Source organism: Paraburkholderia sp. SIMBA_027 (assembly GCF_046535315.1).
Classification (GTDB): domain Bacteria; phylum Pseudomonadota; class Gammaproteobacteria; order Burkholderiales; family Burkholderiaceae; genus Paraburkholderia; species Paraburkholderia tropica.
The window spans coordinates 14,883-41,689 of sequence record NZ_JAWRWY010000005.1 but is presented as its reverse complement, the minus strand read 5'-3'; the positions used below and the strand labels follow the sequence as shown (position 1 = coordinate 41,689).

The 26,807-nt window shown below is 65.9% G+C and carries 23 protein-coding genes and 1 tRNA gene; 9 read left to right on the top strand and 15 right to left on the bottom strand.

Annotated features, from left to right (window positions below):
• Positions 1-5 precede the first annotated feature (5 nt).
• From SB764_RS10570 to SB764_RS10535, 8 genes are all read left to right on the top strand, one after another.
• A tRNA-Pro gene (locus SB764_RS10570) sits at positions 6-82 on the top strand.
• Positions 83-289: 207 nt separating this feature from the next.
• On the top strand, positions 290-1,618 hold the full coding sequence (locus SB764_RS10565; RefSeq protein WP_065060413.1) for an HlyC/CorC family transporter: 1,329 nt from the start codon (positions 290-292) through the stop codon (positions 1,616-1,618).
• A gap of 88 nt (positions 1,619-1,706) precedes the next feature.
• Positions 1,707-3,032 carry a GspE/PulE family protein gene (locus SB764_RS10560; RefSeq protein WP_183717296.1) on the top strand — a complete coding sequence of 442 codons (1,326 nt, stop codon included), beginning with the start codon at positions 1,707-1,709 and terminating at the stop codon, positions 3,030-3,032.
• Positions 3,029-4,249, top strand: a complete 1,221-nt coding sequence (locus tag SB764_RS10555; RefSeq protein ID WP_410863511.1) for a type II secretion system F family protein — start codon at positions 3,029-3,031, stop codon at positions 4,247-4,249. The genes SB764_RS10560 and SB764_RS10555 overlap by 4 nt, the downstream gene beginning before the upstream one ends.
• A 29-nt stretch (positions 4,250-4,278) precedes the next feature.
• On the top strand, positions 4,279-5,211 hold the full coding sequence (locus SB764_RS10550) for a prepilin peptidase (RefSeq protein WP_410863509.1): 933 nt from the start codon (positions 4,279-4,281) through the stop codon (positions 5,209-5,211).
• 21 nt (positions 5,212-5,232) lie between these two features.
• Positions 5,233-5,883: a dephospho-CoA kinase gene (coaE, locus tag SB764_RS10545; RefSeq protein WP_322008181.1), complete on the top strand. Its 651-nt coding sequence runs from the start codon at positions 5,233-5,235 to the stop codon at positions 5,881-5,883.
• 282 nt (positions 5,884-6,165) lie between these two features.
• Complete coding sequence (zapD, locus tag SB764_RS10540; protein WP_027817983.1) at positions 6,166-6,921, top strand: cell division protein ZapD; 756 nt, start codon at positions 6,166-6,168, stop codon at positions 6,919-6,921.
• Positions 6,922-6,994: 73 nt separating this feature from the next.
• Positions 6,995-7,192, top strand: coding sequence for a DNA gyrase inhibitor YacG (locus SB764_RS10535; RefSeq protein WP_027817984.1), 198 nt, complete (start codon positions 6,995-6,997; stop codon positions 7,190-7,192).
• A gap of 87 nt (positions 7,193-7,279) precedes the next feature.
• On the opposite strand, the gene SB764_RS10530 is transcribed toward SB764_RS10535, so the two are convergent.
• The 4 genes from SB764_RS10530 to secA all read right to left on the bottom strand — a co-directional run bounded on the left by SB764_RS10530 (position 7,280) and on the right by secA (position 12,832).
• The gene (locus SB764_RS10530; RefSeq protein ID WP_065060417.1) at positions 7,280-7,708 is read right to left on the bottom strand and encodes an NUDIX domain-containing protein; all 429 of its coding nucleotides are present in this window, start codon (positions 7,706-7,708) and stop codon (positions 7,280-7,282) included.
• Positions 7,705-8,577, bottom strand: coding sequence for an ATP-binding protein (locus SB764_RS10525; protein ID WP_074987367.1), 873 nt, complete (start codon positions 8,575-8,577; stop codon positions 7,705-7,707). Before SB764_RS10525 ends, SB764_RS10530 begins: the two co-directional genes overlap by 4 nt.
• A gap of 32 nt (positions 8,578-8,609) precedes the next feature.
• Positions 8,610-9,851, bottom strand: a complete 1,242-nt coding sequence (gene argJ, locus SB764_RS10520; protein ID WP_074987366.1) for a bifunctional glutamate N-acetyltransferase/amino-acid acetyltransferase ArgJ — start codon at positions 9,849-9,851, stop codon at positions 8,610-8,612.
• 179 nt (positions 9,852-10,030) lie between these two features.
• Positions 10,031-12,832 (bottom strand): preprotein translocase subunit SecA, encoded by a 2,802-nt coding sequence (secA, locus tag SB764_RS10515; RefSeq protein ID WP_065060443.1) that lies wholly within the window; start codon positions 12,830-12,832, stop codon positions 10,031-10,033.
• 341 nt (positions 12,833-13,173) lie between these two features.
• Between secA and SB764_RS10510 the strand changes: the two genes are divergently transcribed.
• Positions 13,174-13,701, top strand: coding sequence for a DciA family protein (locus tag SB764_RS10510; protein ID WP_065060420.1), 528 nt, complete (start codon positions 13,174-13,176; stop codon positions 13,699-13,701).
• 123 nt (positions 13,702-13,824) lie between these two features.
• On the opposite strand, the gene lpxC is transcribed toward SB764_RS10510, so the two are convergent.
• The 11 genes from lpxC to mraY form a co-directional block, all read right to left on the bottom strand.
• The gene (gene lpxC, locus SB764_RS10505) at positions 13,825-14,742 is read right to left on the bottom strand and encodes a UDP-3-O-acyl-N-acetylglucosamine deacetylase (RefSeq protein ID WP_065060421.1); all 918 of its coding nucleotides are present in this window, start codon (positions 14,740-14,742) and stop codon (positions 13,825-13,827) included.
• Positions 14,743-15,007: 265 nt separating this feature from the next.
• The gene (locus SB764_RS10500) at positions 15,008-15,517 is read right to left on the bottom strand and encodes a peroxiredoxin (protein WP_065060422.1); all 510 of its coding nucleotides are present in this window, start codon (positions 15,515-15,517) and stop codon (positions 15,008-15,010) included.
• A 336-nt stretch (positions 15,518-15,853) separates the two neighbouring features.
• Positions 15,854-17,047, bottom strand: a complete 1,194-nt coding sequence (gene ftsZ, locus SB764_RS10495) for a cell division protein FtsZ (protein WP_065060423.1) — start codon at positions 17,045-17,047, stop codon at positions 15,854-15,856.
• Positions 17,048-17,201: 154 nt separating this feature from the next.
• The gene (gene ftsA, locus SB764_RS10490; protein ID WP_065060424.1) at positions 17,202-18,434 is read right to left on the bottom strand and encodes a cell division protein FtsA; all 1,233 of its coding nucleotides are present in this window, start codon (positions 18,432-18,434) and stop codon (positions 17,202-17,204) included.
• A gap of 27 nt (positions 18,435-18,461) precedes the next feature.
• On the bottom strand, positions 18,462-19,217 hold the full coding sequence (locus SB764_RS10485; RefSeq protein ID WP_065060425.1) for a cell division protein FtsQ/DivIB: 756 nt from the start codon (positions 19,215-19,217) through the stop codon (positions 18,462-18,464).
• A 60-nt stretch (positions 19,218-19,277) separates the two neighbouring features.
• Positions 19,278-20,240, bottom strand: coding sequence for a D-alanine--D-alanine ligase (locus SB764_RS10480; protein ID WP_065060444.1), 963 nt, complete (start codon positions 20,238-20,240; stop codon positions 19,278-19,280).
• Between the two features lie 5 nt (positions 20,241-20,245).
• Positions 20,246-21,640, bottom strand: coding sequence for a UDP-N-acetylmuramate--L-alanine ligase (murC, locus tag SB764_RS10475; RefSeq protein ID WP_065060426.1), 1,395 nt, complete (start codon positions 21,638-21,640; stop codon positions 20,246-20,248).
• The gene (murG, locus tag SB764_RS10470) at positions 21,637-22,740 is read right to left on the bottom strand and encodes an undecaprenyldiphospho-muramoylpentapeptide beta-N-acetylglucosaminyltransferase (protein ID WP_065060427.1); all 1,104 of its coding nucleotides are present in this window, start codon (positions 22,738-22,740) and stop codon (positions 21,637-21,639) included. The genes murC and murG overlap by 4 nt, the downstream gene beginning before the upstream one ends.
• On the bottom strand, positions 22,737-24,020 hold the full coding sequence (ftsW, locus tag SB764_RS10465) for a putative lipid II flippase FtsW (RefSeq protein ID WP_074987363.1): 1,284 nt from the start codon (positions 24,018-24,020) through the stop codon (positions 22,737-22,739). Before ftsW ends, murG begins: the two co-directional genes overlap by 4 nt.
• Positions 24,017-25,546, bottom strand: coding sequence for a UDP-N-acetylmuramoyl-L-alanine--D-glutamate ligase (murD, locus tag SB764_RS10460; RefSeq protein WP_410863504.1), 1,530 nt, complete (start codon positions 25,544-25,546; stop codon positions 24,017-24,019). Before murD ends, ftsW begins: the two co-directional genes overlap by 4 nt.
• A gap of 82 nt (positions 25,547-25,628) precedes the next feature.
• Positions 25,629-26,798 (bottom strand): phospho-N-acetylmuramoyl-pentapeptide-transferase, encoded by a 1,170-nt coding sequence (gene mraY / locus SB764_RS10455; protein WP_065060430.1) that lies wholly within the window; start codon positions 26,796-26,798, stop codon positions 25,629-25,631.
• Between the last annotated feature and the right edge of the window lie 9 nt (positions 26,799-26,807).

Genomic DNA, 26,807 nt, shown 5'->3' with positions numbered 1-26,807 from the left:
AAATTCGGGGTGTAGCTTAGCCTGGTAGAGCGCTACGTTCGGGACGTAGAGGCCGGAGGTTCGAATCCTCTCACCCCGACCAGAATTTCAAAAAAAACCGCACACAACGTTGTGCGGTTTTTTTTCGTCCATACATCGTGCATGGTCGCATCGCGCCTGACTGCCGCGTCCAGCGCGGGCCGTCTTATCCCGATGGCCAACGTGGCATCCAGCGCCCGCCCCGTGCGACTTTGGCGCGCGCACCCTCTGTTATAGTTTCCCTCATCCGCTCCCCTCACTGTCTCCAAGCGTGGACCACCTTCCCTTATGGGCGCAGATTTGCGCCGTTTTCGTCCTGCTCATCTGCTCCAGCTTCTTCTCCATCTCCGAAACGGCGATGATGGCGCTCAACCGCCATCGGCTCAAATACCTCGCGAACCACGGCGCACTCGGCGCGAAGACCACCCAGAAGCTGCTCGCGCGCACTGACCTGCTGCTCTCGGTCATCCTGATCGGCAACAATCTGTTCAACACGATCATTCCGGTGCTCACCACCTCGATCGCGCTGCACACATTCGGCCACGACAATCTGGTGCTCTCGGTGGCGACCGGCATGGTCGCGTTTCTCATCATCGTGTTCGCGGAAATCACGCCGAAGATCGTCGGCGCCACCTTTCCCGAGAAGATCGCGCTGCCCGCGAGCCTGCTGATTGCACCGCTCATGCGCGTGACCAAGCCGCTGATCTGGTTCGTGAACGGCTTCGCGAACACCATCCTGCGCGTGCTGCACATCAACACGCACAAAGCGCGCGACCAGCGTCTCTCGACCGAGGAACTGCGCACCATCGTGCTCGAGTCGGGCAGTTTCATGCCGACCAAACACCGCAGCATCCTGCTGAATCTGTTCGATCTCGAAAACATCACCGTCGACGACGTGATGATTCCGCGCCGGCGCATCGAAGCGCTCGACTACGACGCGCCGCTCGAAGACATCCTGCATCAGCTCGAAACCTGCTATCACAACAAGCTGATCGTCTATCAAGGCGACATCGATCGCGTGCTCGGCGTGCTGCACGTGCGCAAGACGCTCGCCGCGCTGCATAACCAGGATTTCGAGCGCGAGACGCTGCGCGAACTGCTCACCGAACCGTACTTCGTGCCCACCGGCACCGCCGTGTTCCAGCAACTTCAGTACTTCCAGGAAAGCCGTCATCGCATCGCGCTAGTCGTAAACGAGTACGGCGAACTCGAAGGACTCGTCACGCCGGAAGACATCATCGAGGAGCTGATCGGCGAGTTCACCACGACCATGCCGCGCAGCGGCACCGGACGCGGCGGCTGGAACGACGAAGGCGAGTGCATCGTGCCGGGCAGCATGCCGCTGCGCGAACTCAACCGCTGGCTGCAGATCAAGCTGCCGACGGACGGCCCGAAGACGCTCAACGGCCTGATCCTCGAAATGCTCGAGGAGATTCCCGACGGCGACGTGTGCCTGCAGATCGGCGACATCAAACTCGAAGTGCTGCGCAGCGACGACCAGTCGGTGCGCACCGTCAAGCTCTTCAAGCCCGGCGCCAAATCCGGCAAGGGCCTCGCGAGCACGCTTGGCAAGGCGAAGAAGCTCCTGCCCGGCCACTAGACGTTAGCCGTTTGGCCGAGTGGCGCGCGCAGCCGCGCCAGCCGATCATGAAGCCGTCACGCTCACGGCGGCTTCGGGCCGGCTCTCGATGTTTTCCATTCCTCATCGTTCGCGCAGTTCTAACGGTTCGCACGCACTGGCCGCCGAGGGCCTATCCAACGGCGGCGGTGCCGGCGGCAACGCGCGCGCGTCGCTGAACACACCGTCGCCGGCCGCCTCGCTCGACGACGCCCCAGCCGTACGTCTGCTCGCCGACACGCTGCGCGAAGCCGCGCGGCGCAACGCCTCCGACCTGCATGTCGAGCCGCTCGAACAGGGCTGGCGCATTCGCGTACGCATCGACGGCGTGCTGCACGAGATCGCCAGACCGCCCGTGCATCTGCGCGACGCGTTCGTCACGCGGGTGAAAGTGCTCGCGCGCATGGACATCGCCGAGCGGCGCATTCCCCAGGATGGCAGGCTGCGGCTCGCTCCGCTTGCGCAACACGCGTCGGCCGAAGACTATCGCGTGAATTCGCTGCCCACGCTGCACGGTGAAAAACTCGTGCTGCGGCGGCTCGAAGCGCTGCCCGCCGATCTCTCGCTCGCCGCGCTCGGCCTCGACGACACACAGCAGCACACGCTCGGCGCGGCCATCGCCGCACCGCACGGGCTCGTGCTGGTCACGGGTCCCACAGGCAGCGGGAAAACGCTGTCGCTCTACTGCTTCCTGCAACGGCTGAACGACGCTTCGCGCAATCTCTGCTCGGTGGAAGATCCCGCAGAAATTCAGCTCGCGGGCATCAATCAGGTCAACGTGCGCGAGAAAGCCGGGCTCACGTTCGCACTCGCGTTGCGCGCGTTGCTGCGTCAGGACCCGGACGTCATCATGATCGGCGAGATTCGCGACGAGGAGACCGCCAGCGTCGCCGTGAAAGCGGCACAAACCGGCCACCTCGTGCTGTCCACGCTGCACACGAACGACGCGCCCGCCGCGGTCGCACGACTGATCGACATCGGCGTGGAACCGTACAACCTCGCCGCCGCGCTGCGCCTCGTCACCGCGCAGCGACTCGTGCGGCGGCTGTGTCCGCAATGCCGCGTGCCGTCGAACGAGTCCGAGGCGGCGTTGCGCGCGGCCGGTCTCGAAGTCGATGCACGCGCATCGAGTTTGTCATCGCCTTCATCCATATTCGCGGCGCGCGGTTGCGAGGCGTGCCACGGCATCGGTTATCGCGGGCGAGTGGGCATACACGAAGTCATGCCGGTGAGCGCGTCCATGCGCGAGATGATTGTGGGGAAGCGCAGCGCGCACGAGATCGCCCATCAGGCGCGCGCAGAAAGCGTCGCCACCTTGCGCGACGCCGCGCTCGCACGCGTGCGCGACGGCACCACGAGTCTCGCCGAAGCGCTGGCCGCCACGGATACGCCATGAACGCCCGCCACGCCGTGTCGTCAGCAACGGATTCGCGCTTCGCCTGGCGCGGACTCGATGCAAACGGATCGCCCCGGCGCGGCGCGTTGATCGCGTTCGACGCACCCGCCGTGCGTCTCAAGCTCAAGCACGACCGCATCACCGCGACCGCCATTGTGCGGCGCGGCCCCGCGCCGCAGCCGCGCGCGAATCATGCCGACGTCACGCGCTTCACGCGTCAGCTCGCGAGTCTGCTGCGCGCGGGCTTGCCGCTCGCGGGCGCGCTCGACTTGCTCGCCCAATCACCGGGGCCGCACGGCATGCCGCGCATCGCCGCCGCGCTCACGCGCGACATTCTCGCGGGCACGCGTTTCGCCGATTCGCTTGCGCGGCATCCGGCGCGTTTCGGCCAACTGTATTGCCAGCTCGTCGCCGTGGGCGAAGCGTCGGGAGCGCTCGCGGCTGTGCTCGCGCGCATCGCCGACGACCGCGAACGCGGCGCGGCGCAACGCGCGAAAGTGCGCGCGGCGCTCACCTATCCCGTCGCCGTGCTGCTGTTCGCCATCGCCATCACCGCCGCGCTGCTGATCTGGGTCGTGCCGACGTTCAAGCAGATCTTCGACGGTTTCGGCGCCGCGCTGCCCGCACCCACGCAGTTCGTGCTGATGCTTTCGGCCGCCGCCGCGCGCTGGAGCTTACCGGCTGCGGCGTGTGCCTGCGCAGGCGTATTCGGCGCACATGCGCTGTTGCGGCGCTCCGAAGACGCGCGTCTCGCGTACGGTCGCGTCGCGCTCGCGGTGCCGTTCGTCGGCGCGCTGCTCACTACGTTGTGCGCGGCGCGCTGGAGCCGCGCGCTCGGCACCCTGCTCGCCGCCGGCACGCCGCTCGCCGACGCCTTCGACTCCCTCACGCACGCAAGCGGCAATGCCTTCTTCGACCACGCGAGCGCCGGCATCAGCGCGCGGCTGCGTCACGGCGAACGGCTCGCCGCCGCGATGCGCGCGGCGGGCTGCTTTCCGCTCGACGTGATCCAGCCGGTCGCGGTCGCCGAAGAGTCGGGCGCGCTCGACGCCATGCTGCTCGACGTCGCCGCGCTCGCCGACCGTCAGGTGGACGAAAGAATCGCGCTCGTCGCGAGCCTGTGCGAACCGCTCGTGATCGTCGTGCTCGGCGCGCTGGTCGGCGGCCTCGTCGTCGCGATGTATCTTCCCATCATTCAACTGGGCAACGTGGTGTAGCATCGCTGCCAGATTACGATTCCCCGCTCATGCCCGTCTCCCCTGCTTCCGCCGATGCAGCGTCGTCCGCGCTGCCCTTCACCGCCGCCCTCGCGCTGTTGCCGCCGGGCGTGCTGACGGGCTTCGCGATCGTCATCGGCCTCGTTGTCGGCAGTTTCCTGAATGTCGTGATCCACCGTTTGCCGATCATGCTCGAGCGCGCCTGGCGCGCCGACGCGGCCGACGCACTCGGCCATGCCGAACCCTCCGGCGAACTGTTCGCCGACGACGGTCTGCCCGCGCGCTACAACCTCTGGCTGCCGCGCAGCGCGTGCCCGCATTGCGGCCACGTCCTGCGCGCATGGGAAAACATTCCGCTCGTCAGTTGGCTCGCATTGCGTGGGCGCTGTTCGCATTGTCACGCGCGTGTGAGCGCTCGCTATCCGGCCATCGAGATCGCCAGCGCCGCGTGTGCCGCCGCGGCGCTGCTCGCCTTCGGGCCCTCGGGCAAGGCGCTTGCAGCGTTCGTGCTGTGCGCGTCGCTGATCGCCATGAGCGCCATCGACCTGGAACATCAGTTGCTGCCCGACGCGCTCACGCTGCCGCTCGTCTGGGCCGGACTGCTCGTCAATCTCGCGGAGACCTTCACCGATCTGCACGCCGCCGTGATCGGCGCGGTCGCCGGTTATCTCGCGCTCTGGTGCGTCTACTGGCTGTTCCGGCTGCTGCGCGGCGTCGAAGGCATGGGGCACGGCGACTTTAAACTGCTCGCGGCGCTCGGCGCATGGCTCGGCTGGAGCGCGCTGCCGCAGATCGTCGTGATCGCGGCGGTAGCCGGCGCGATCGTCGGCCTCGTTGCCACGGCGAGCGGGCGTATGCGTTTCGAGGAACCGCTGCCGTTCGGCCCTTATCTCGCGGCGGGCGCGCTCGTCACGTTGTTCGCGGGCACGCCGCTGTACGCCGCTTTCGCCTGGGGGATCTGATCGATGACCATAACGGGCGCAATGACTGGCACAACATCGGGCGCAACGCGCGAGCCTTTCACGCTCGGACTGACGGGCGGCATCGGCAGCGGCAAGTCCACGGTCGCCGACCTGTTTGCGGCGCGCGGCGTGCCGCTCGTCGATACCGACGTGATCGCGCATCGCATCACCGCGCCGGGCGGTCTCGCCATGGCGCCGATCGCCGCGCAATTCGGCCCCGAATTCGTCGCCGCCGATGGCTCGATGGATCGCGCACGCATGCGCGCCCTCGTATTCAGCGACGAAACCGCGCGCAAGCGCCTCGAAGCCATCACGCATCCGCTGATCCGCGCGGAAACGGAGCGCGAGACGCGCGAGGCGAACGGACCGTATGTGATCGTGGTCGTGCCGCTCCTCGTCGAATCGGGCGCGTGGAAATCGCGCGTCGCGCGCGTACTCGTCGTGGATTGCAGCGTGGAAACGCAAATCGGGCGCGTGATGCGCCGCAACGGCTTCAGCCGCGAACAGGTGCAGGCGATCATCGCGCGCCAGGCCACGCGCGAAGCGCGCCTCGCGGCCGCCGACGATGTGATCGTCAACGACGGCGCCAAGCTCGAGGCGCTCGCGCAGGACGTCGAAATACTGCATCAGCGCTATCTCTCGCTTGCGGGTGCGCAAAACGCCGCGCGATAGCAGACACGCCGATTAAAAGCGCGCCGCAACAAAGCGCAAGAGTGCTTCTGGCGCGCTCGAATGCGCTCGAATGCGTTTAAATGCGTTTAAATGCGTTTGAGCGTGCGTGAATAGCGGCTCGAATACAGTTCAAGCGCAGTTCAAACACCGCGCGACACATCCCTGGCACGCAGCCGGAATAGCGCGTGAAGCAATCGCGGGCCGCATGCGATTGCGACAGCAGTCCCACGGCATTAGAATGTCCTGCAAATCCTTCACCGACCACGCCCGAGGCGAGCGCGCTTGATTCTTTACGAGTATCCCTTCAACGAGCGAATCCGGACGCTGCTGCGCCTTGAGGACCTGTTCGAGCGCTTCACGTTTTTCCTGACGCAGGAAGACCCGAGGGAACATCACGTCGCGCTCACGACGCTGTTCGAAATCGCGGAAGTCGCAGGCCGCGCCGACCTCAAATCGGACCTGATGAAGGAACTCGAGCGACAGCGTCAAACGCTCGCTCCGTTCCGCGGCAATCCCGGCATCGAACAGAACGCGCTCGAATCCGTCCTCGGCGAAATCGAGCAGACGCTCGCGGGCCTCACGCAGATGCAGGGCAAGACCGGCCAGCATCTCGCGGACAACGAATGGCTCACGAGCATTCGCAGCCGCGCGATCATTCCGGGCGGCACCTGCAAATTCGACCTGCCGTCGTACTACGCGTGGCAACAACTGCACGCCGACCAGCGCCGCCAGGACATCGCCAAATGGGTCACGCCGCTGCTGCCGCTGCGCGACGCGGCGAGCATCGTGCTGCGTCTCGCGCGCGAATCGGGCCAGGCGTCGAAGGTCATGGCCATGCAGGGCAGCTATCAGCAGATGCTCTCGGGCCGCACGTATCAACTGATGCAGGTGCGCGTGGCGCCGGATTTGCGCGTGATCCCCGAAGCGAGCGCCAACAAATATATGCTGTGGGTGCGCTTCACGGTGCAGGACGGCGATCTGCGTCCGCGCGCCGTCGATCAGGACGTGCCGTTCCAGCTCACGCTCTGCAGCCTGTAAAGCGCGGCCAGGGCCAGCCACTTGCCAACCGCGCCGCCCGACGGCGGCGCACAGCTACTGAACGTTCGACCGAATGACCACTGTCGTGAAATGTCCGACCTGCGGCAAAGATGTCCGCTGGGTGCCGGAAAACCGCTTCCGCCCTTTCTGCTCCGAACGCTGCAAGCAGATGGATCTGGGCGCGTGGGCCGCCGAAAAGTACCGGATCGGCGGCAATGAAGAAGACACGCCGCCGGACGACGAAGCGCCGCCCACGGATACGCGTCAATAAGCGCGCCCCGTCCGGTCCCGCCCGAATGAAAAAAAGCCGCAGTGCTCGTCGCACAGCGGCTTTTGTCTTTACGGCGTCGCGCTCAGCTTACTCCGCCGCGAGCCACTCCAGCACCGGAATGGTGGCGGGCAGCAGCGGCTCGACGCTGGCCGGCAGCGACTGCCAGACGAACGCCTGACCTTCGCGGCCATGCGGCTCGCCGGTCCACTCGGTGACCTTGCAGAAGTAGAGCCGCACGTAGGCATGCGGATAATCGTGTTCGAGCGTATGCCAGCGATGGCACGCCTTCACGTCGATACCCAGTTCCTCGTGCAGTTCGCGCGCCAGCGCGGCTTCGACCGACTCGCCCTTTTCCAGCTTACCGCCCGGGAATTCCCAGTAGCCCGCATAAGGCTTGCCCTCGGGACGCTGCGCCAGCAGATAGCGCCCGTCCGGCTGCACCAGCACGCCCACGGCCACCTCGGTGACAGGGCGCGCCGGCGGATTCTGCGCGCCGTCCTTGCCTTGCTCGCTCATGCCTCTTGCGCCTTCTTGCCCGACCAGTCGCGCGCGAATTGCCACGCCACACGGCCCGAGCGCGAACCGCGCTCCAGCGCCCAGACGAGCGCGTCGCCGCGCGCCGACTCCACTTCGGCGTCGCTGCATTCGAAGTGACGCAGCCAGTGGCCGACGATCGTCAGATAGTCGTCCTGCTTGAACGGATAGAAGCTGACCCACAGCCCGAAACGCTCCGACAGCGAAATTTTCTCCTCCACCACTTCACCCGGATGAATCTCACCGTCGGGCATGTGCTTGTAGGTCTCGTTGTCGCTCATGTACTCGGGCAGCAGATGGCGGCGGTTCGAGGTCGCGTAGATCAGCACGTTGTCCGACTGCGCGGCGACCGAACCGTCGAGCGCCACCTTGAGCGCCTTGTAGCCCGATTCGCCGTCTTCGAACGAGAGATCGTCGCAGAACACGATGAAGCGCTCGGGACGCGTCGAGATCAGATCGACGATGTCGCCGAGGTCGTGCAGGTCGTCCTTGTCGACTTCGATCAGGCGCAGGCCGTCCTGCGCGTAGGCGTTCAGGCAGGCCTTGATCAGCGACGACTTGCCGGTGCCGCGCGCGCCCGTCAGCAGCACGTTGTTCGCGGGTTTCTTCTGCACGAACTGGCGCGTGTTGCGGTCGATGAGGTCCTTCTGGCGGTCGATGTTCTGCAGGTCGTCGAGCGCGATCGTCGAGATCGCCGGCACGGGCTGCAGGAAGCCGCGGCCCTGGCGCTTGCGCCAGCGGAACGCAACCGCCGAGTTCCAGTCGACTTCGGGCGTCGCCGGCGGCAGCACGGCTTCGAGGCGGCCGAGCAGCGCTTCGGCGCGGGTCAGAAACTGTTCGAGCTTGTCCATTGCGTGGTGCGTAAAGTGATCGGAAACGGAGATCAGGAACGGTAATCGGCGTTGATGCTCACGTAGTCGTGCGAGAGGTCGCAGGTCCAGACCGTGGCTTCGGCGTTACCGCGGCCGAGCACCACGCGGATCAGAATTTCGCTCTTCTTCATGACGCGCTGGCCGTCTTCTTCCTGGTAGTCCGGATTGCGGCCGCCCGCCTTCGCGACGAGCACGTCGTCGAGATAGAGGTCGATCTTGCCGACGTCGAGATCCGTCACGCCCGCGTAGCCGATCGCGGCCAGGATGCGGCCGAGGTTGGGGTCCGAGGCGTAGAACGCCGTCTTCACGAGCGGCGAGTGGCCGATTGCGTAGGCGATCTGGCGGCATTCGGCGACGTCCTTGCCGCCTTCCACCTGGATCGTCATGAACTTGGTCGCGCCTTCGCCGTCGCGCACGATCAGTTGCGAGAGCGTCTGCGAGACTTCCGTGACGGCGTCGCGCAGCGCGGCGTACGCGGGCGAGTCCGTCGACGTGATCGCGGGCAGGCTCGATTGGCCCGAGGCGATCAGGATGAACGAGTCGTTGGTCGAGGTGTCGCCGTCGATCGTGACGCAGTTGAACGAGCGGTCGGCCACGTACTTCACGAGTTCGTCGAGCACCGGCTGCGCGACGTTCGCGTCGAACGCGAGGAAGCCGAGCATGGTCGCCATGTTCGGCTTGATCATGCCCGCGCCCTTGCTGATGCCCGTGAAGGTGATCGTGTGGCCGTCGACGTCGATCTGGCGCGACACGGCCTTCGGCAGCGTGTCGGTCGTCATGATCGCCTGGGCGGCGTCGTACCAGTTGTCGGCCTTGCGGTTCGCGAGCGCGGCGGGCAGACCGGCCACGAGGCGGTCGATCGGCAGCGGTTCGAGAATCACACCGGTCGAGAACGGCAGCACTTGCGACGGCTCGATGCCCGCCAGCTTCGCGAGCGCGTCGCAGGTTGCGCGCGTGTTCGCCATGCCCGGCTCGCCCGTGCCCGCGTTCGCGTTGCCCGTGTTGATCACGAGCGCGCGGATCCCCTTGCCGCCCGCGCGCACGTTCGCGAGATGCTCGCGGCACACCGTGACCGGCGCGGCGCAGAAGCGGTTGAGCGTGAACACGCCCGACACGCTCGCGCTTTCATCGACGGAAATCACCAGCAAGTCCTTGCGGTTGGGCTTGCGGATATGCGCTTCGGCCCAGCCGAGCGTCACGCCGGCGACCGGATGAAGTTGGGCAGGATCGATCGAGGGGAAATTGACAGCCATGAGGGCGACCTGTCGAAAAGGCAATGCCGGCCGCGGCGCCTGAAGGCCGGGCCGGCATCGGGAATTCATAACGCAAGGCCCGCCTTGACGAGCGGGCCACCGGAATCAACGCGCAAGCACGTCATGAAGCAGGCGGCGCGCCCGTCGTGCAACTCGCGCGACGGGTGCGCCACGCCGCATCACGCGATCTTGCCGTGGCACTGCTTGTACTTCTTGCCGCTGCCGCACGGGCACGGGTCGTTGCGGCCGACCTTCGGCACGCCGTCCGCGCCGAGCAGCGCTTCGTGGCTCATGGCCGCGCCGACCATCGCCGCGGCGGCGTCCGCCGCGACCGGAGCGGCTGCCGGCACGCCTTCGCCCGCTTCCGCGAATTCGGCATGACGGAACTCGACGTTCTCCAGATGGCCGCCCTGCTCTTCCATCTGCTCGGCGGCGTCTTCGAGTTGCTCCTGCGACTGGATCTGCACGTTCATCACGATGCGCGTGACTTCCGTCTTCACGGCGTCGAGCATCGCAGCGAACAGTTCGAACGCTTCGCGCTTGTATTCCTGCTTCGGGTTCTTCTGCGCATAGCCGCGCAGATGGATGCCCTGACGCAGATGGTCGAGCGCCGCGAGGTGCTCGCGCCAGCTGCGGTCGAGCGTCTGCAGCATGACCGAGCGCTCGAACCCGCTGAACGATTCGCGGCCCACGAGCGCGACCTTCTGCTCGTACGCTTCGTCGGCGGCAGCCAGCACGGCTTCGAGAATCTCGTCCGCATCGATCGACGACGACTCGTTGATCATTTCCTGGATCGCGAGGTCGAGCTGCCATTCGTTGCGCAGCACTTCCTCGAGCTCGGGTACGTCCCACTGCTCTTCGATGCTGCCCGCCGGCACGAACTGACGCACGATCTCGGTGATCACGCCATGTCGCATCGCGCCGATGGTTTCGGTGATGTCGTGCGCTTCGAGCAGTTCGTTGCGCTGCTGGTAGATCACCTTGCGCTGGTCGTTCGAGACGTCGTCGTATTCGAGCAGCTGCTTGCGGATGTCGAAGTTGCGCGCTTCGACCTTGCGCTGCGCCGACTCGATCGAGCGCGTGACGATGCCTGCCTCGATCGCCTCGCCTTCCGGCATCTTCAGGCGGTCCATGATCGCGCGCACGCGGTCGCCCGCGAAAATGCGCAGCAGCGGATCTTCGAGCGAGAGATAGAAGCGCGACGAACCCGGATCGCCCTGACGGCCCGCACGGCCGCGCAGCTGGTTGTCGATACGGCGCGACTCGTGACGCTCGGTGCCGATGATGTGCAGACCGCCCGCGGCCTTCACCTGATCGTGCAGCGTCTGCCATTCGTCGTGCAGCTGCTGGATGCGGCGCGCCTTTTCGTCGGCCGGAATCGCCTCGTCGGCCTCGATGAACGCTGCCTGCTTCTCGGCATTGCCGCCCAGCACGATGTCGGTGCCGCGGCCTGCCATGTTGGTGGCGATGGTGATGCGCTTCGGACGGCCGGCTTCGGCGACGATCGCGGCTTCACGGCCGTGCTGCTTGGCGTTGAGCACGTCGTGCGGCAGACCCGCCTGCGTGAGCAGATGCGAGAGCAGTTCCGAGTTTTCGATCGAGGTCGTGCCGACCAGCACCGGCTGGCCACGCTCGTAGCATTCGCGGATGTCGCGAATCACGGCGTCGTAGCGCTCCTTGGCCGTCTTGTAGATCTGATCCTGCTTGTCGATCCGCTTCGGCACGCGGTTGGTCGGCACCACGACCGTTTCGAGACCGTAGATCTCGTTGAATTCGTACGCTTCGGTGTCCGCCGTACCCGTCATGCCCGAGAGCTTGGCGTACATGCGGAAGTAGTTCTGGAACGTGATCGACGCGAGCGTCTGGTTCTCGCTCTGGATCTTGACGTGTTCCTTCGCTTCGACGGCCTGATGCAGCCCGTCCGACCAGCGGCGGCCGGCCATCAGACGGCCCGTGAATTCGTCGACGATCACGACTTCGCCGTTCTGCACGACGTAGTGCTGATCCTTGAAGAACAGCGTGTGCGCGCGCAGCGCGGCGTACACGTGGTGCATCAGCGTGATGTTCTGCGGCGCATAGAGGCTTTCGCCCTCGCCGATCAGGCCCCACTCGGCGAGCATGCGCTCGGCCTTTTCGTGGCCCGATTCCGTGAGGAACACCTGACGCGCCTTTTCGTCGAGCGTGTAGTCGCCCGGCTTTTCGACGCCCGTGCCGTCGGCCTTCTCTTCGCCGATCTGGCGTTCGAGCAGCGGCGGCAGCGCGTTCATGCGCACGTAGAGTTCGGTGTGATCTTCGGCCTGACCCGAGATGATCAGCGGTGTACGCGCTTCGTCGATCAGGATCGAGTCCACTTCGTCGACCACGGCGAAATTCAGCGCACGCTGCACGCGCGCTTCGGTCTCGTAGACCATGTTGTCGCGCAGGTAGTCGAAGCCGAACTCGTTGTTCGTACCGTAGGTGATGTCGGCGTTATAGGCTTCCTGCTTCATGCCGTGATCCATCTGCGACAGATTGATGCCGACAGAAAGACCGAGGAAGTTATAGAGACGCGCCATCCACTCGGCGTCGCGCTGGGCGAGGTAGTCGTTCACCGTGACGACGTGCACGCCGCGGCCCGAGAGCGCATTGAGGTACACCGGCAGCGTGGCGACGAGCGTCTTGCCCTCGCCCGTGCGCATTTCGGCGATCTTGCCGTAGTGCAGTACCATGCCGCCGATCAGCTGCACGTCGAAGTGACGCATCTTCAGCACGCGCTTGCTGGCCTCGCGGCAGACGGCGAACGCTTCGGGCAGGAGTTCGTCGAGCGACGTGCCCTTGGCGACGCGCTCCCGGAATTCGGTGGTCTTGGCGCGCAGTTGCTCGTCGGTGTACTGCTCGATCGTCGGTTCGAGCGCGTTGATCGCCGCGACCGTCTTCTGATATTGCTTGATCAGGCGCTGATTGCGGCTGCCAAAGATTTTCTGTAAGAAACCGGTGGTCATCGGATCGGTGTCTGCGTCGCGGCTTCGGCCGGGATTCCTGCGCGGCTCGTGTGCGCCCGGATTGCGCCAGGTTTGCATACGACTCGCGCCACGCACCCGGATCGGAAAGACCTCGGCGGCTTAAGCCCAAATTGGTGGATTCGAATCGGGCATTTTAGCACGCACCCTTGACACCGCCTGTGTCGGCTCAGTGATCGGTGCAGCCGCCCTGCCCGCGCTGGCGCGCGCCCGCAGCGGCGCGCGACGCGTGGCGGCCACTCCACGAGACGCGTGGAGGGAAAGCGCGCAAGCTACAATCACGACATTGCCGCGCAACCCGCGCGCGCTCCCATTCCTGCCACATGAGCCGTTTCTCGCCGATTTCAAGGCCTGGCGCCCCGCGCGCGACCGGCGCTGCACGCAGCCCCGGCGGATCGCGCAAGTCCGGCGCGCCGCGTGCGCCGCAGCTGCTCACCGAAGTGCTGAGCCGCACCGACGCGTTCGCGCCGCTGCGTGCGGGCGTCGAGCAGATCGCGGCGATCCAGCGCGATCTGGGCGCGCTGCTGCCCGATTACCTCGCGACGAGCATCGAACCCGGCTTTATCAAGGACGGCAAGCTCGCGCTGTTCGCCGCGCATAACGCGCTCGCGGCGCGCCTGCGCCATCTGGAGCCGCGACTCGTCGCCGACCTGCAGGCGCGCGGCTGGCCGATCGACGGCGTGCGCATCCGCGTGCGTCCGCAAGCGGTGAAGGAGCCGCCGCAGCCGAAGCAGGCGCGCATGACGCCGGTCGGCGCCGCCGCGCTCGCCACGCTCAGCGAGACGCTGCCGCCCTCGCCGCTGCAGGAAGCGCTCGCGAAGATGGCGGCGCGGCATCTCCGGCGGCGCTAGACGCCAGGCGCTCCGCGACGCGTCGCCGCAGGCACGCAATATCGGCGTGAAAAACAAAAAGGGTGGCATATCGCCACCCTTTTTCATATCTGCACAATCTGCGCCGAATATCAGCGCCGAAATTCAGGCAAACGCCGTCTGCGCCTCGTAACCGAAGCCGCGCGGCGCCTTCTGCGTGTCGTCGAACGTGACGATCTCGTAGGCGTCTTCGTGTGCCAGCAGTTCGCGCAGCAGCGCGTTGTTCAGGCCGTGACCCGACTTGTACGCGTCGTACGCCGCCAGCAGCGGATGACCGACCACGTACAGATCGCCGATCGCGTCGAGCATCTTGTGCTTCACGAATTCGTCGTCGTAGCGCAGGCCGTCGTTGTTCAGGATGCGGTATTCGTCGAGCACGATGGCGTTGTCCATGCTGCCGCCGCGCGCGAGGCCCAGCTCACGCATCATTTCGACTTCGTGCGCGAAGCCGAACGTGCGTGCACGCGCGATTTCACGCACGTACGAAGTGTTCGCGAAGTCGACTTCGAGCGCCTGACCGGTCTTGTCGACGGCCGGGTGGCGGAAGTCGATGGTGAACTTGAGCTTGAAGCCGAAGAACGGGTCGAGACGCGCGAACTTGTCGCCGTCGCGCACTTCCACGGTCTTCTTCACCTTGATGAACTTCTTCGGTGCGTTCTGCTCTTCGATGCCCGCCGACTGGATCAGGAACACGAACGACGAAGCGCTGCCGTCCATGATCGGAATCTCTTCAGCCGTGACGTCGACGTAGAGATTGTCGATCCCAAGACCCGCGCAGGCCGACATCAGATGCTCGACCGTCGAAACGCGCGCGCCGTCTTTCTGCAGCACGGAGGCAAGGCGCGTGTCGCCGATCGACATCGCCGAAGCGGGGATGTCGACGGGGGTCGGCAAATCCACGCGCGAAAACACGATGCCCGTGTCCGGCGCCGCCGGGCGGAGCGTCAGGTCGACCTTGCGGCCCGAATGAAGGCCGATGCCGACCGTCTTCACGATCGATTTGATGGTTCGCTGCTTCAACATAGTGTTCTACTCATTGAAAATCCCAATCGGGATTTTTTAACTCATAGCCCGAATTATACTCCAAGTATGCAGAAACCGTCGTCGTCCCGGGCGTGACAATCTGTTTCCCGTTGTTACTCTGACGGGAGCTGTCGGGATGGACGACGGGCCGATGACCGGAACGGAGGCGTTCCCGGCCATCGGCCCGCACGGCTTGAGGTAATCGCCCGTCACATTTACGGTGCCGGCCCGTTGCGCAAGGGCAACGCTGGGACGGCGAACGCGTTCATGCGGGGCTCAGCGCAGCCAGGATGCTCGCGGCATCGCTGACTTCGAATTTGCCGGGCGCTTCGACGTTCAGCGTCTTGACCACGCCGTCGTCGATCACCATGGCGTAGCGCTGGGACCGAATGCCCATGCCACGCGCCGACAAATCCTGCTCCAGACCGAGCGCACGGGTGAACGCCGCGCTGCCGTCGGCCATCATGCGTACCTTGCCCGAGGTCCGCTGATCGCGCCCCCACGCGCCCATCACGAACGCGTCGTTGACGGACACACACCAGATTTCGTCGACGCCCGCCGCGCGCAGCGCGTCGAACTGTTCGACATAACCCGGTACGTGCTTCGCCGAGCAGGTGGGCGTGAAAGCGCCGGGCAATCCGAAGATCACCACGCGCTTGCCCGCCGTCTGCTCGCGCACGCCGAAGCTGTTAGGCCCCAGCGTGCAGCCCGCGCGCTCGTCTTCGATGAACTCGAAGAGGGTCGCATCGGGCAGCGTTTCACCCTGTTTGATCATGACTCGTCCTTCACATCGATGCGCAAGGCACGTCGGCACGCTGCATCGGGCCATCATACGCCCGGTCGCGATGGACCGAAAAAACCGCCGGCGCCCGCTTCGCGCATGTGAAATGCGTGCTGGCGACGCGCCTGGCAACGTCGGCCGGAATCCGGGCAACTTCGCACGGTGCGTCGAAACGCAGCGGGCAAGCGTCCCAGCCGGGCATCCACAGGGATGCGGCGTTGCGCGTTCTTTCCCGTCTTCTCACGACATGCAGCCTGCCTGACCGTCCGCGGGCGGGGCGCAAGCCAATGCGCCACGCCGCAGCCGGATCTGAGCAGTGCGCAGTCCGCCTTAGTCCGCCTGCTTGCGCAGGAACGCCGGGATGTCGTACGTGTCGACGCCCTTTTCCTGCAGCGCCTGCACGTGCGAAGCCGCGGTGTCGCGCGACGTGCGCCACACAGCCGGCGTGTCGAGCGCGCCGTAGTCGGCGGTGTTGGGCGGCGGTGCGTACGAATGCGGCGCGGCGGCAACCGGATGGTTGTCCGTGCCCGTGCGCAGCAGCGTCATCGGCGCGGCTTGCTGCTTCGATGCGGCAGCGCGGCCGAGGCCCGTTGCCACCACCGTCACGCGCAGCGCGTCGCCCATCGCGTCGTCGTACACGGCACCGAAGATCACCGTGGCGTCTTCCGCCGCGTAGCTCTTGATGGTGTTCATGACTTCACGCGTTTCCGACAGACGCAGCGAACGGCTCGACGTGATGTTGACCAGCACGCCACGCGCGCCCGACAGATCGACGCCTTCGAGCAGCGGGCTTGCGACCGCCTGTTCCGCGGCCAGACGCGCGCGATCGACGCCGGCCACCGTGGCCGTGCCCATCATCGCCTTGCCCTGCTCGCCCATCACCGTCTTCACGTCTTCAAAGTCGACGTTCACCAGACCGTCGACGTTGATGATTTCGGCGATGCCCGCAACTGCGTTGTTCAGAACGTCGTCCGCGCACTGGAAGCACTTGTCCATCTCGGCGTCATCGCCCATCACGTCGAACAGCTTGTCGTTCAGGACGACGATCAGCGAGTCGACGTGATCCTCCAGTTGCTGCGAGCCGGCTTCCGCCACGCGCATGCGCTTGCCACCTTCGAATTCAAACGGCTTGCTCACGACACCGACCGTGAGAATGCCCATTTCCTTGGCGATCTGCGCGACCACGGGCGCTGCACCCGTACCCGTGCCGCCGCCCATGCCGGCGGTGATGAACACCATGTGCGCGCCGCGCAGTGCGTCGGCGATGCGTTCGCGTGCTTCTTCAGCGGCGGCGCGGCCCATTTCCGGCTTCGCACCCGCGCCCAGACCCGTGCTGCCCAGCTGGATCACGGCCGGCGCGCGCGAACGCGAGAGCGCCTGGGCGTCCGTGTTCATCACGATGAAGTCGACGCCTTGCACGCCGCGGTTGATCATGTGCTGAACGGCATTGCCGCCAGCGCCACCGACGCCCACCACCTTGATGATGGTGCCGTTGGTTTCCGTTTCCAGCATCTGGAATTCCATGTTGCCTCCGTCAAGAAAAAGATTCCGCTCCTCGGCAGTTATTCAGGGAGAGTCGGGCAACCCTCCACTGCGCGCCAGCCGCCGTCACCAGCGCTATCGGTCTCTGCTTTAACCCTTGTTGCTGCGTTAGCTGCTTCAACCTGTCGGCGCGGTATCAGAAGTTGCCGAGGAACCAGTCCTTCATACGCGTGAAGACCTGGCCCATCGATCCCGACTGCACCGCTACCTTGCGGCCGCGCATACGCTGCGCGCGGCCTTCCGCCAGCAGTCCCATCGCCGTCGAATAGCGCGGATTGCGCACGACGTCGGCGAGACCGCCCGCGTACTCCGGCACGCCAATGCGCACCGGCTTCAAAAAGATGTCTTCGCCCAGCTCGACCATGCCCGGCATCATCGCCGCGCCGCCCGTGAGGACGACGCCCGAGCTCAGCAGTTCTTCGTAACCCGACTCGCGCACGACCTGCTGCACGAGCGAGAACAGTTCTTCGACGCGCGGCTCGATCACGGCCGCCAGCGCCTGGCGCGACAGCGTGCGCGGACCGCGCTCGCCCAGACCCGGCACTTCGATCATCTCGTCCGGATCGGCGAGCGCCTGCTTCGCGATGCCGTAGCTCACCTTGATGTCTTCCGCGTCCGGCGTGGGCGTGCGCAGCGCCATCGCGATGTCGCTCGTCACCTGGTCGCCGGCGATCGGAATCACCGCCGTGTGACGGATCGCGCCTTCGCTGAAGATCGCGATGTCCGTCGTGCCGCCGCCCACGTCCACCAGCACCACGCCGAGTTCCTTCTCGTCGTCGGTGAGCACCGCCAGCGACGACGCCAGCGGTTGCAGGATCAGGTCGTTCACTTCGAGGCCGCAGCGGCGCACGCACTTCACGATGTTCTGCGCCGCGCTCACCGCGCCCGTGACGATATGCACCTTCACTTCGAGGCGGATGCCGCTCATGCCGATCGGCTCGCGCACATCTTCCTGACCGTCGATGATGAATTCCTGCGTGAGGATATGCAGCACCTGCTGATCGGTCGGGATGTTGATCGCCTTCGCGGTTTCGATCACGCGCGCCACATCGGTCTGCGTGACTTCCTTCTCCTTGATGGCGACCATGCCGCTCGAGTTGAAGCTGCGGATATGGCTGCCTGCGATGCCGGTGAACACATTAGTGATCTTGCAGTCGGCCATGAGTTCCGCTTCTTCGAGCGCACGCTGGATAGACTGCACCGTGGCCTCGATGTTCACCACCACGCCCTTCTTGAGACCTTTCGATTCGCTCTGGCCGAGGCCGATCACCTCGTAGTGGCCTTCGCCCTTCAATTCGGCGACGACGGCCACCACCTTCGACGTCCCGATGTCGAGGCTGACCAGCAGATCCTTATAGTCTTTACTCATATCGTGCTCGTTGCGTGTGATGTGCTGTTACTTCTTGCCGGGGCCCGGCGTGTCGTTGATGAACCGCATGCCGGCGGCCCGAATCGCGAAACCGTTCGGATAGCGCAAGTCCGCATACTCGATGTCTTTCCCCCAGCGTTGCGTGACCGCCGACCACGCGGCGATGAGGCGATGCGCGCGCTCGCCGAGCGTGTCGGCGTTGCGCTCGCGGCCCAGCTCCACTTCCATGCCGTTCGACAGCTTCACTGTCCACGCGTAGCGCGACGACAGCGTGACTTCGTCGGGCTCGATGCCAAGCGGCGCGAACCACTTCTGCAAATCGCGATAGCGCGCGACCACTTCGGGTGCGGTGCCGTCGGGACCGTCGAACGCGGGCAGATCTTCGTCGAGCTCGCCCTGGTTCGCGGTGAACAGTTCGCCGTCGGTGCTCACGAGCTGATCGCTGCCCCACGTGCCGAGCGGCTTGTACTCCTCGAGCGACACCGCCAGCGCATTCGGCCAGACGCGGCGCACGCTCGCATGGCGCACCCACGGCATCTGCTCGAACGCGGCGCGCGCGGTATCGAGATCGACGGTGAAGAAGTTGCCCTTGAGCCGGCCGACCACGCTCGCGCGCACCGTCGGCGCGTTGATGTGCTCGGTGTCGCCCTCGATGCGGATCTCGCGCAGCGCGAAGTTCGGACGCTGCACGAGCCAGTAGCAGCCAGCCGCCAGAAGCGCGAGCGCGAGCAGCGCGTGCAACGCGTTGGCGGCAAGGTTGAGCTGGCGTACGTTATTCCACATGTCGAGATTGTCGATTCAATGCACGGACTGCAATTCGTCGGTCAGAGATTAATTAAGGGTTCAATCTTTCAGCGTGAGTGCCAGCACGCGCACCACGAGCTCCGGATACTCGATGCCCACCGAACGCGCGGCCTTCGGCGGCAGCGAGTGATCGGTCATGCCGGGCGCCGTGTTCACTTCGAGGAAATACGGGTTGCCTGCGCGGTCCATCATGAAGTCGGCGCGGCCCCAGTCGGTGCAGCCGAGCACGTCGAACGCGCGGCGCGCGAGCTTCTTCAGTTCCGCTTCCTTCTCCGGCGCGACGCCGCACGGGATCAGATACTGCGTCGTGTCGAGGATGTACTTCGCGTCGTAGTCGTAGAACTCGCCGGCCGGCACGATCTTGATGATCGGCAGATCGAGGTCGCCCGCGATGCACGCGGTGTACTCGCCGCCGCCTTCGATGCTCTTTTCCACCAGCACGATCTTGTCGTGCTTCGCGGCTTCCTCGAGCGCCGGCACGAGTTCGGCGGCCTGCTTCACCTTGATGACGGCCACGCTCGAGCCTTCGCTCGCGGGCTTCACGAACAGCGGCAGACCGAGCTTCGCGACGATCTGCGGCGCGCGCGCCGCGAAGTCGTCGCCGCGCAGCACGGCTTCGAACGCCGGCGTGGGAATGCCCAGTTGCTGCCACACGAGCTTGCTGCGGAATTTGTCGAGACCGAGCGCCGAACCGAGCACGCCCGTGCCCGTATAACGAATGCCGTAGAAGTCGAGCGCGCCCTGGATCTGGCCGTTCTCGCCGTAGCCGCCATGCAGCGCGTTGAACGCGCGCACGAAACCTTCTTCCTTGAGCGCCGACAGCGGACGCTCGGACGGATCGAACGCATGCGCGTCGATGCCGGCGCTTTGCAGCGCCTGCAGCACGAGCGAGCCCGACTTGAGCGACACCTCGCGCTCGGCGGACACGCCGCCGAGCAGCACGGCCACCTTGCCAAACTGCTTCGGGTCGATCTTCTCGTATTGGGTATCGATACTGCTCATGTCGCTCACGCCTTTTGTTCCTGTTGCGCGATCCGGCCCGGCACGCCGCCGATCGAACCCGCGCCCATCGTAATCACCACATCGCCGTCGCGGACCACTGCGGCCAGCGCGTCCGGCATCTCATCCACCGTTTCGATAAACACCGGCTCGACCTTGCCCGCCACGCGGATCGCGCGCGCGAGCGCCCGGCCGTCGGCCGCGACGATCGGCGCTTCGCCGGCCGCGTAGACGTCGGTGAGCACGAGCGCGTCGGTCGTCGACAGCACGCGCACGAAGTCTTCGAAGCAATCGCGCGTACGCGTGTAGCGGTGCGGCTGGAACGCCAGCACGAGACGGCGGCCCGGAAACGCGCCGCGCGCGGCCGCAATTGTCGCCGCCATTTCGACCGGATGGTGGCCGTAGTCGTCGATCAACGTGTAAGTACCGCCGCCGTTGACCGGAATTTCGCCGTAGCGCTGAAAACGACGGCCCACGCCGTTGAATTCGGCCAGCGCGCTCTGGATGTACTCATCCTTCACTTCGAGCTCGGTCGCGATCGCAATGGCCGCGAGCGCGTTTTGCACGTTGTGATCGCCCGGCAGGTTCAGCACGATGTCGAGCGACGGCGCATCTTCGCGCATCGCCGTGAAATACATCTTGCCGTCGCGCGGCACCACGTTCACCGCGCGCACCTGGGCGTCCGGCGCGAAGCCGTAACGGATGATCGGCTTCGAGACGAACGGCAGAATTTCCTTCACGCTCGGGTCGTCGACGCACAGCACCGCGATGCCGTAGAACGGCAGGCGATGCGTGAATTCGATGAACGCCTGCTTCAGGCGCGCGAAGTCGTGCCCGTAGGTGTCCATGTGATCGGCGTCGATGTTCGTGATGACTTCGATCACCGGGAAGAGATTCAGGAAGGAGGCGTCCGACTCGTCGGCTTCCGCGACGATGAAGTCGCCCGTGCCCAGACGCGCATTCGCGCCCGCGCTGTTCAGACGGCCGCCGATCACGAAGGTCGGGTCGAGCCCGCCCGCCGCCAGCACGCTCGCGACCAGCGAGGTGGTCGTGGTCTTGCCGTGCGTGCCCGCGATCGCGATGCCCTGCTTGAGGCGCATGAGTTCCGCGAGCATCACGGCGCGCGGCACGATGGGAATGCGGCGATGGCGCGCGGCCAGCACTTCGGGGTTGTCGCTGCGCACGGCCGTGGAGACGACCACGGCGTTGGCGCCTTCGATGTTCTCTGCGTCGTGGCCGATCGCGATGCGCGCGCCGAGCGCGGCGAGGCGGTCGGTGACCGCGTTCTTCGCGAGGTCCGAGCCGCTCACGTGATAGCCGAGGTTGACGAGCACTTCGGCGATGCCGCTCATGCCCGCGCCGCCGATGCCGACGAAATGGATGTGTTTGACGATGTGTTTCATTGCTTTCCTCCCGCGCTTACGCCCGCCACGGCCGCGCAGATGCGCGCGACCTGATCGGCGGCGTCGGGTTTCGCGAGCGCGCGAGCGCGCTCTGCCATTTCCGCCAGCGATTCTCTGGTTTGTTGCTTGAGCCAATCCGCGAGCGCCTCTGCCGAGAGCTCGCGCTGCTGCACCACGCGCGCCGCGCCCTGCTCCGCGAGGAACGCCGCGTTGGTGGTCTGGTGGTCGTCGACCGCGTAGGGGAACGGCACGAACAGCGCCGCCACGCCCACCGCCGCGATCTCGGCCACGGTCATCGCGCCCGAGCGGCAGATCACGAGATCCGCGCGCTCATAGGCGCTGGCCATGTCGTCGATGAACGGCACGAGTTGCGCCGCTTCGCCCGGCTCGATACCGGCGTCGAGATAGTTCTGACGCAGCGCGTCGATATGCTTCGCGCCCGCCTGATGCACGACCTGCGGACGCTCGCCCGGCGCGAGCATCGACAGCGCGCGCGGCACGACTTCGTTGAGCGCCGCCGCGCCGAGACTGCCGCCCACGACGAGCACGCGCAGCGGACCGCTGCGCTGCGCGTAACGGTCCTTCGGCTGCACGACGTGTTCGAGTTCCTCGCGGATCGGATTGCCGGTCCACTCGGCGTGCGGCAGCGCGCCGGGGAACGCCACGAGCACGCGCTTCGCGAGTTTCGCGAGCACCTTGTTCGCGAGGCCCGCGATGGAGTTCTGTTCGTGCAGCACGAGCGGACGGCCCGAGAGCGCGCTCATCACGCCCGCCGGGAACGTGATGTAGCCGCCCATGCCGAGCACGACGTCGGGCTTCACGCGGCGCAGCGCCGCGAGACTTTGCGTGCAGGCGCGCAGCAGGTTCAGCGGCAGCATCAGCTTGGTCTTGATGCCCTTGCCGCGCACGCCGCCGAAACGCACGTATTCCATCGTGATGCCGTGCTTCGGCACGAGCGTCGCTTCCATGCCCGCGGGGTTGCCGAGCCACACCACGCGCCAGCCCCACTGCTCCATGCGATGCGCGACGGCGAGCCCCGGGAACACGTGTCCCCCGGTGCCGCCGGCCATCACCATGAGCGTGCGCGTTGCTGCGGTCATACCTTGCCTCCGCGCATCAAAACCCGGTTCTCGTAATCGACGCGCAGCAGCAGCGCCACCGCGATGCAGTTCAGCAAAATGCCCGAACCGCCGTAGCTCACGAGCGGCAGCGTGAGACCCTTGGTCGGCAGCAAGCCGAGGTTCACGCCCATGTTGATGAAGGCCTGCGCGCCGAACCACACGCCGAGCCCCTTCGCGACCAGACCGGCGAAGGTGCGGTCGAGCGCGAGCGCCTGGCGGCCGATCTCGAACGAGCGCCGCACGATCCAGTAGAACAGCAGGATCACGACCAGCACGCCGACGAAACCGAGTTCCTCGCCGATCACGGCGAGAATGAAGTCGGTGTGCGCTTCGGGCAGATAGTTGAGCTTTTCGACGCTGCCGCCGAGGCCCACGCCGAACCATTCGCCGCGGCCGAACGCGATCAGCGAGTGCGTGAGCTGATACGCCTTGCCCTGCGCGTAACGGTCGTCCCACGGATCGAGGTACGCGAAGATCCGCTCGCGACGCCACGGCGACGCCCACACGAGCAGCGTGAAGGTGCCGACCGCCGTGGCCACGAGGCCGCCGAACAGCTTGCCGTTCACGCCGCCGAGGAACAGCACGCCCATCGCGATCGCCGCGATCACCATGAACGCGCCCATGTCCGGCTCGAGCAGCAGCAGCGCGCCCACCACGCCCACGGCGAACGCCATCGGCAAGAAGCCCTTGGCGAAACTGTGCATGTATTCCTGCTTGCGCACCGTGTAGTTCGCGGCGTAGATCGTCACCGCGAGCTTCATGATTTCCGACGGCTGCATGTTGGTGATGCCGAGCGGAATCCAGCGGCGCGCGCCGTTCACGCCCTTGCCGATGTGCGGAATCAGCACCACGACGAGCATGCCCAGCGCGATCAGAAAGAGCTTGGGCGCGTAACGCTCCCAGACGGAAACCGGAATGCGGAACGCGATCAGCGCCGCGACCGTGGCGACCACGAGCGACACGATGTGACGCGCGAGAAACGCCCAGTCGCGGTACGACGCGTACTTCGGCGAATCGGGCATGGCGATCGAGGCCGAATAGACCATCACCACGCCGAGACCGAGCAGCGCGATCACGGCCCACAGCAGCGAGTGGTCGTAGTCGAGCATGCGCGAGCGCGCCGGACGCACGCCGTTGACGACGCTCGAAATGCCGCTCGTGCGCGCGCCGTTGGCGCCGCCTGCGCCGCGCGCGCCGTCCGTTGCACCGCCGCTCGCTTCGCGCGACAGCCGCCCGCCGAATCGTTCGGACCAGCTCATATCATCGTCCCCCGTTCAGCGGCAATGGCTTCCACGGTGTCGTGGAACACGGCCGCGCGATGCGCGTAGCCCTTGAACATGTCGAAGCTCGCGCACGCCGGCGAGAGCAGCACGACGTCGCCCGGTTCGGCGAGCGTCGTGGCCGCACGCGTGGCGTCTTCGAGCGTGGCGTGGTCGCTGAGCGCGACGCCGGTGTTTTCCAGCGCGGCGCGAATCTTGGGCGCGTCGCGGCCGATCAGCATGACCGCGCGGCACCAGCGCTCCACGGGCGCGGCCAGCGGGTCGAAGTCCTGGCCCTTGCCGTCGCCGCCCGCGATCAGCACCGCGCGTTGCGCGAGGCCGTCGAGCGCCGCGACCGTCGCGCCGACGTTGGTGCCCTTGCTGTCGTCGACGAAATCGATGCCGTCGATCGAGGCGATCAGTTCGACGCGATGCGGCTCGCCGCGATATTCACGCAGACCGTGCAGCAGACGCGCGGGCGCGAGGTCGATCGCACGGGCAAGCGCGAACGCCGCGAGCGCATTCGCCGCGTTGTGCAGACCGCGGATGCGCAGCGCGTCGGCGGGCATCAGACGCTTCATCGCGAGATTCACGGGCGCCGCTTCCTGCTGCTTGCGGCGGCGCGGCGAAACCGGTTCGTCGCTCGCGTCGAGATCGTGCGCCTGGACGAGCCAGAACATGCCGTTCTCGCGCTGCACGCCGAGGTCGCCCGCGCGTTGCGGTTCGTTCACGCCGAAGGTCACGACCTTCGCTTCGCCGACCTGCTCCGCGTTCGCGAGCGACATCACGCGCGCGTCCTCGCGGTTCAGCACGCGCGTGGTCTGCGCGCCGAAGATGCGGCCCTTCGCAGCCGCGTAGGCGTCGAGCCCGCCGTGCCAGTCGAGGTGGTCCTGCGTGATGTTGAGGATCGCGGCCGCGTCGGGCGCAAACGTATGCGCCGTTTCCAGCTGGAAGCTCGAAAGTTCGAGCACCCACACATCCGGCAGCGCGGTGTTGTCGATTGCCTCGGTGAGCTTGTCGAGCATCGCCGGGCTGATGTTGCCCGCCACCGCGACCGTCTTGCCCGCGCGTTCGCACAGCAGGCCGGTGAGGCTCGTGGTGGTGGTCTTGCCGTTCGTGCCGGTGATCGCCAGCACCTTCGGGTGATAGCCGCTTTCGCCGAGATGGCGCAGCGCCTGCGCGAACAGTTCGAGTTCGCCCCACACGTCGATACCGCGTTCGCGCGCGGCGGCGATCAGCGGCACGAGGTCTTCCGCCAGCGGCGACAGGCCCGGGCTGATGGCGACCAGCTCCACGCCGTCGAGCAGCGCGGGCGTGAACGGTCCGCCGACGAAGTCGGTCTCGAGATTGCGCGCGGCGAGTTCGGGCGCGAGCGTGGCGAGTCCCGGCGGCGTTTCACGCGTGTCGGCAAGACGCAGGCGGCAACCATGCCGCACGCACCAGCGCGCCATCGCGAGACCCGATTCGCCAAGTCCCAGCACGAGCACCATCGGCTTTTGCCGATCCCGAAACTTCTCGCCAAACATTGCTTGCTTTCCTAAGTGACCTAAAGGACCAACCCGAGGACCAACCCGATGACCAAAGACTGTTGCTTCGCGCGGCTGCGGATCAGCGCAGCTTGAGCGTCGACAGACCGATCAGACACAGCATCAGCGTAATGACCCAGAAGCGCACGACCACTTGCGTCTCTTTCCAGCCGGACAGCTCGAAATGGTGATGCAGCGGCGCCATCTTGAAGATGCGGCGGCCTTCGCCATAACGCTTCTTCGTGTATTTGAACCAGGTGACCTGCAACATCACGGAGAGCGTTTCCGCGACGAAAATGCCGCCCATGATGAAGAGCACGATTTCCTGACGCACGATCACCGCCACCGTGCCGAGCGCGCCGCCGAGCGCGAGCGCGCCCACATCGCCCATGAACACCTGCGCGGGATACGTGTTGAACCAGAGGAACGCGAGCCCTGCCCCGCCCATCGCCGAGCAGAAGATCAGCAGTTCGCCCGCGCCCGCGATGTGCGGGAACAGCAGGTATTTCGAGTAGACCGAGCTGCCCATCACGTAGGCGAACACGCCGAGCGACGCGCCCACGAGCACGACCGGCATGATCACGAGGCCGTCGAGGCCGTCGGTCAGATTCACGGCGTTGCTCGCGCCGACGATCACGAAATACGTGAGTGCGATGAAGCCCCACACGCCGAGCGGATAGCTGATCGACTTGAGGAACGGCAGCAACAGGTCGGCGCGCGCGGGCAAGCCCATGGAGAGGCCGCTGCGCACCCACGCCATGAAGAGGTCGAACACGCGCACGTTGCTCGCTTCGGACACGCTGAACGCGAGATACACCGCCGCGAACAGGCCGATCACCGACTGCCAGAAATACTTCTCGCGCGAGGACATGCCGCGCGGATCCTTGTAGACGACCTTGCGATAGTCGTCGACCCAGCCGATCGCGCCGAAGCCGAACGTCACCAGCATCACGATCCAGATGAAGCGGTTCGTGAGATCGCCCCACAGCAGCGTGGACACCGCAATGCCGATGAGAATCAGCACGCCGCCCATCGTGGGCGTGCCCGACTTCACGAGGTGAGTCTGCGGGCCGTCCTTGCGCACCGCCTGACCGACCTTCATGGCCGTGAGCTTGCGGATCACGTACGGTCCGAAGAACAAACCAATACCCATTGCGGTGATGGTCGCCATCACCGCACGGAACGTCAGATAACTGAACACGCGCAAGAAGCTTGCGTCATTCTGCAGCCATTGCGCCAGCGCCAGTAGCATGCCTTGTAT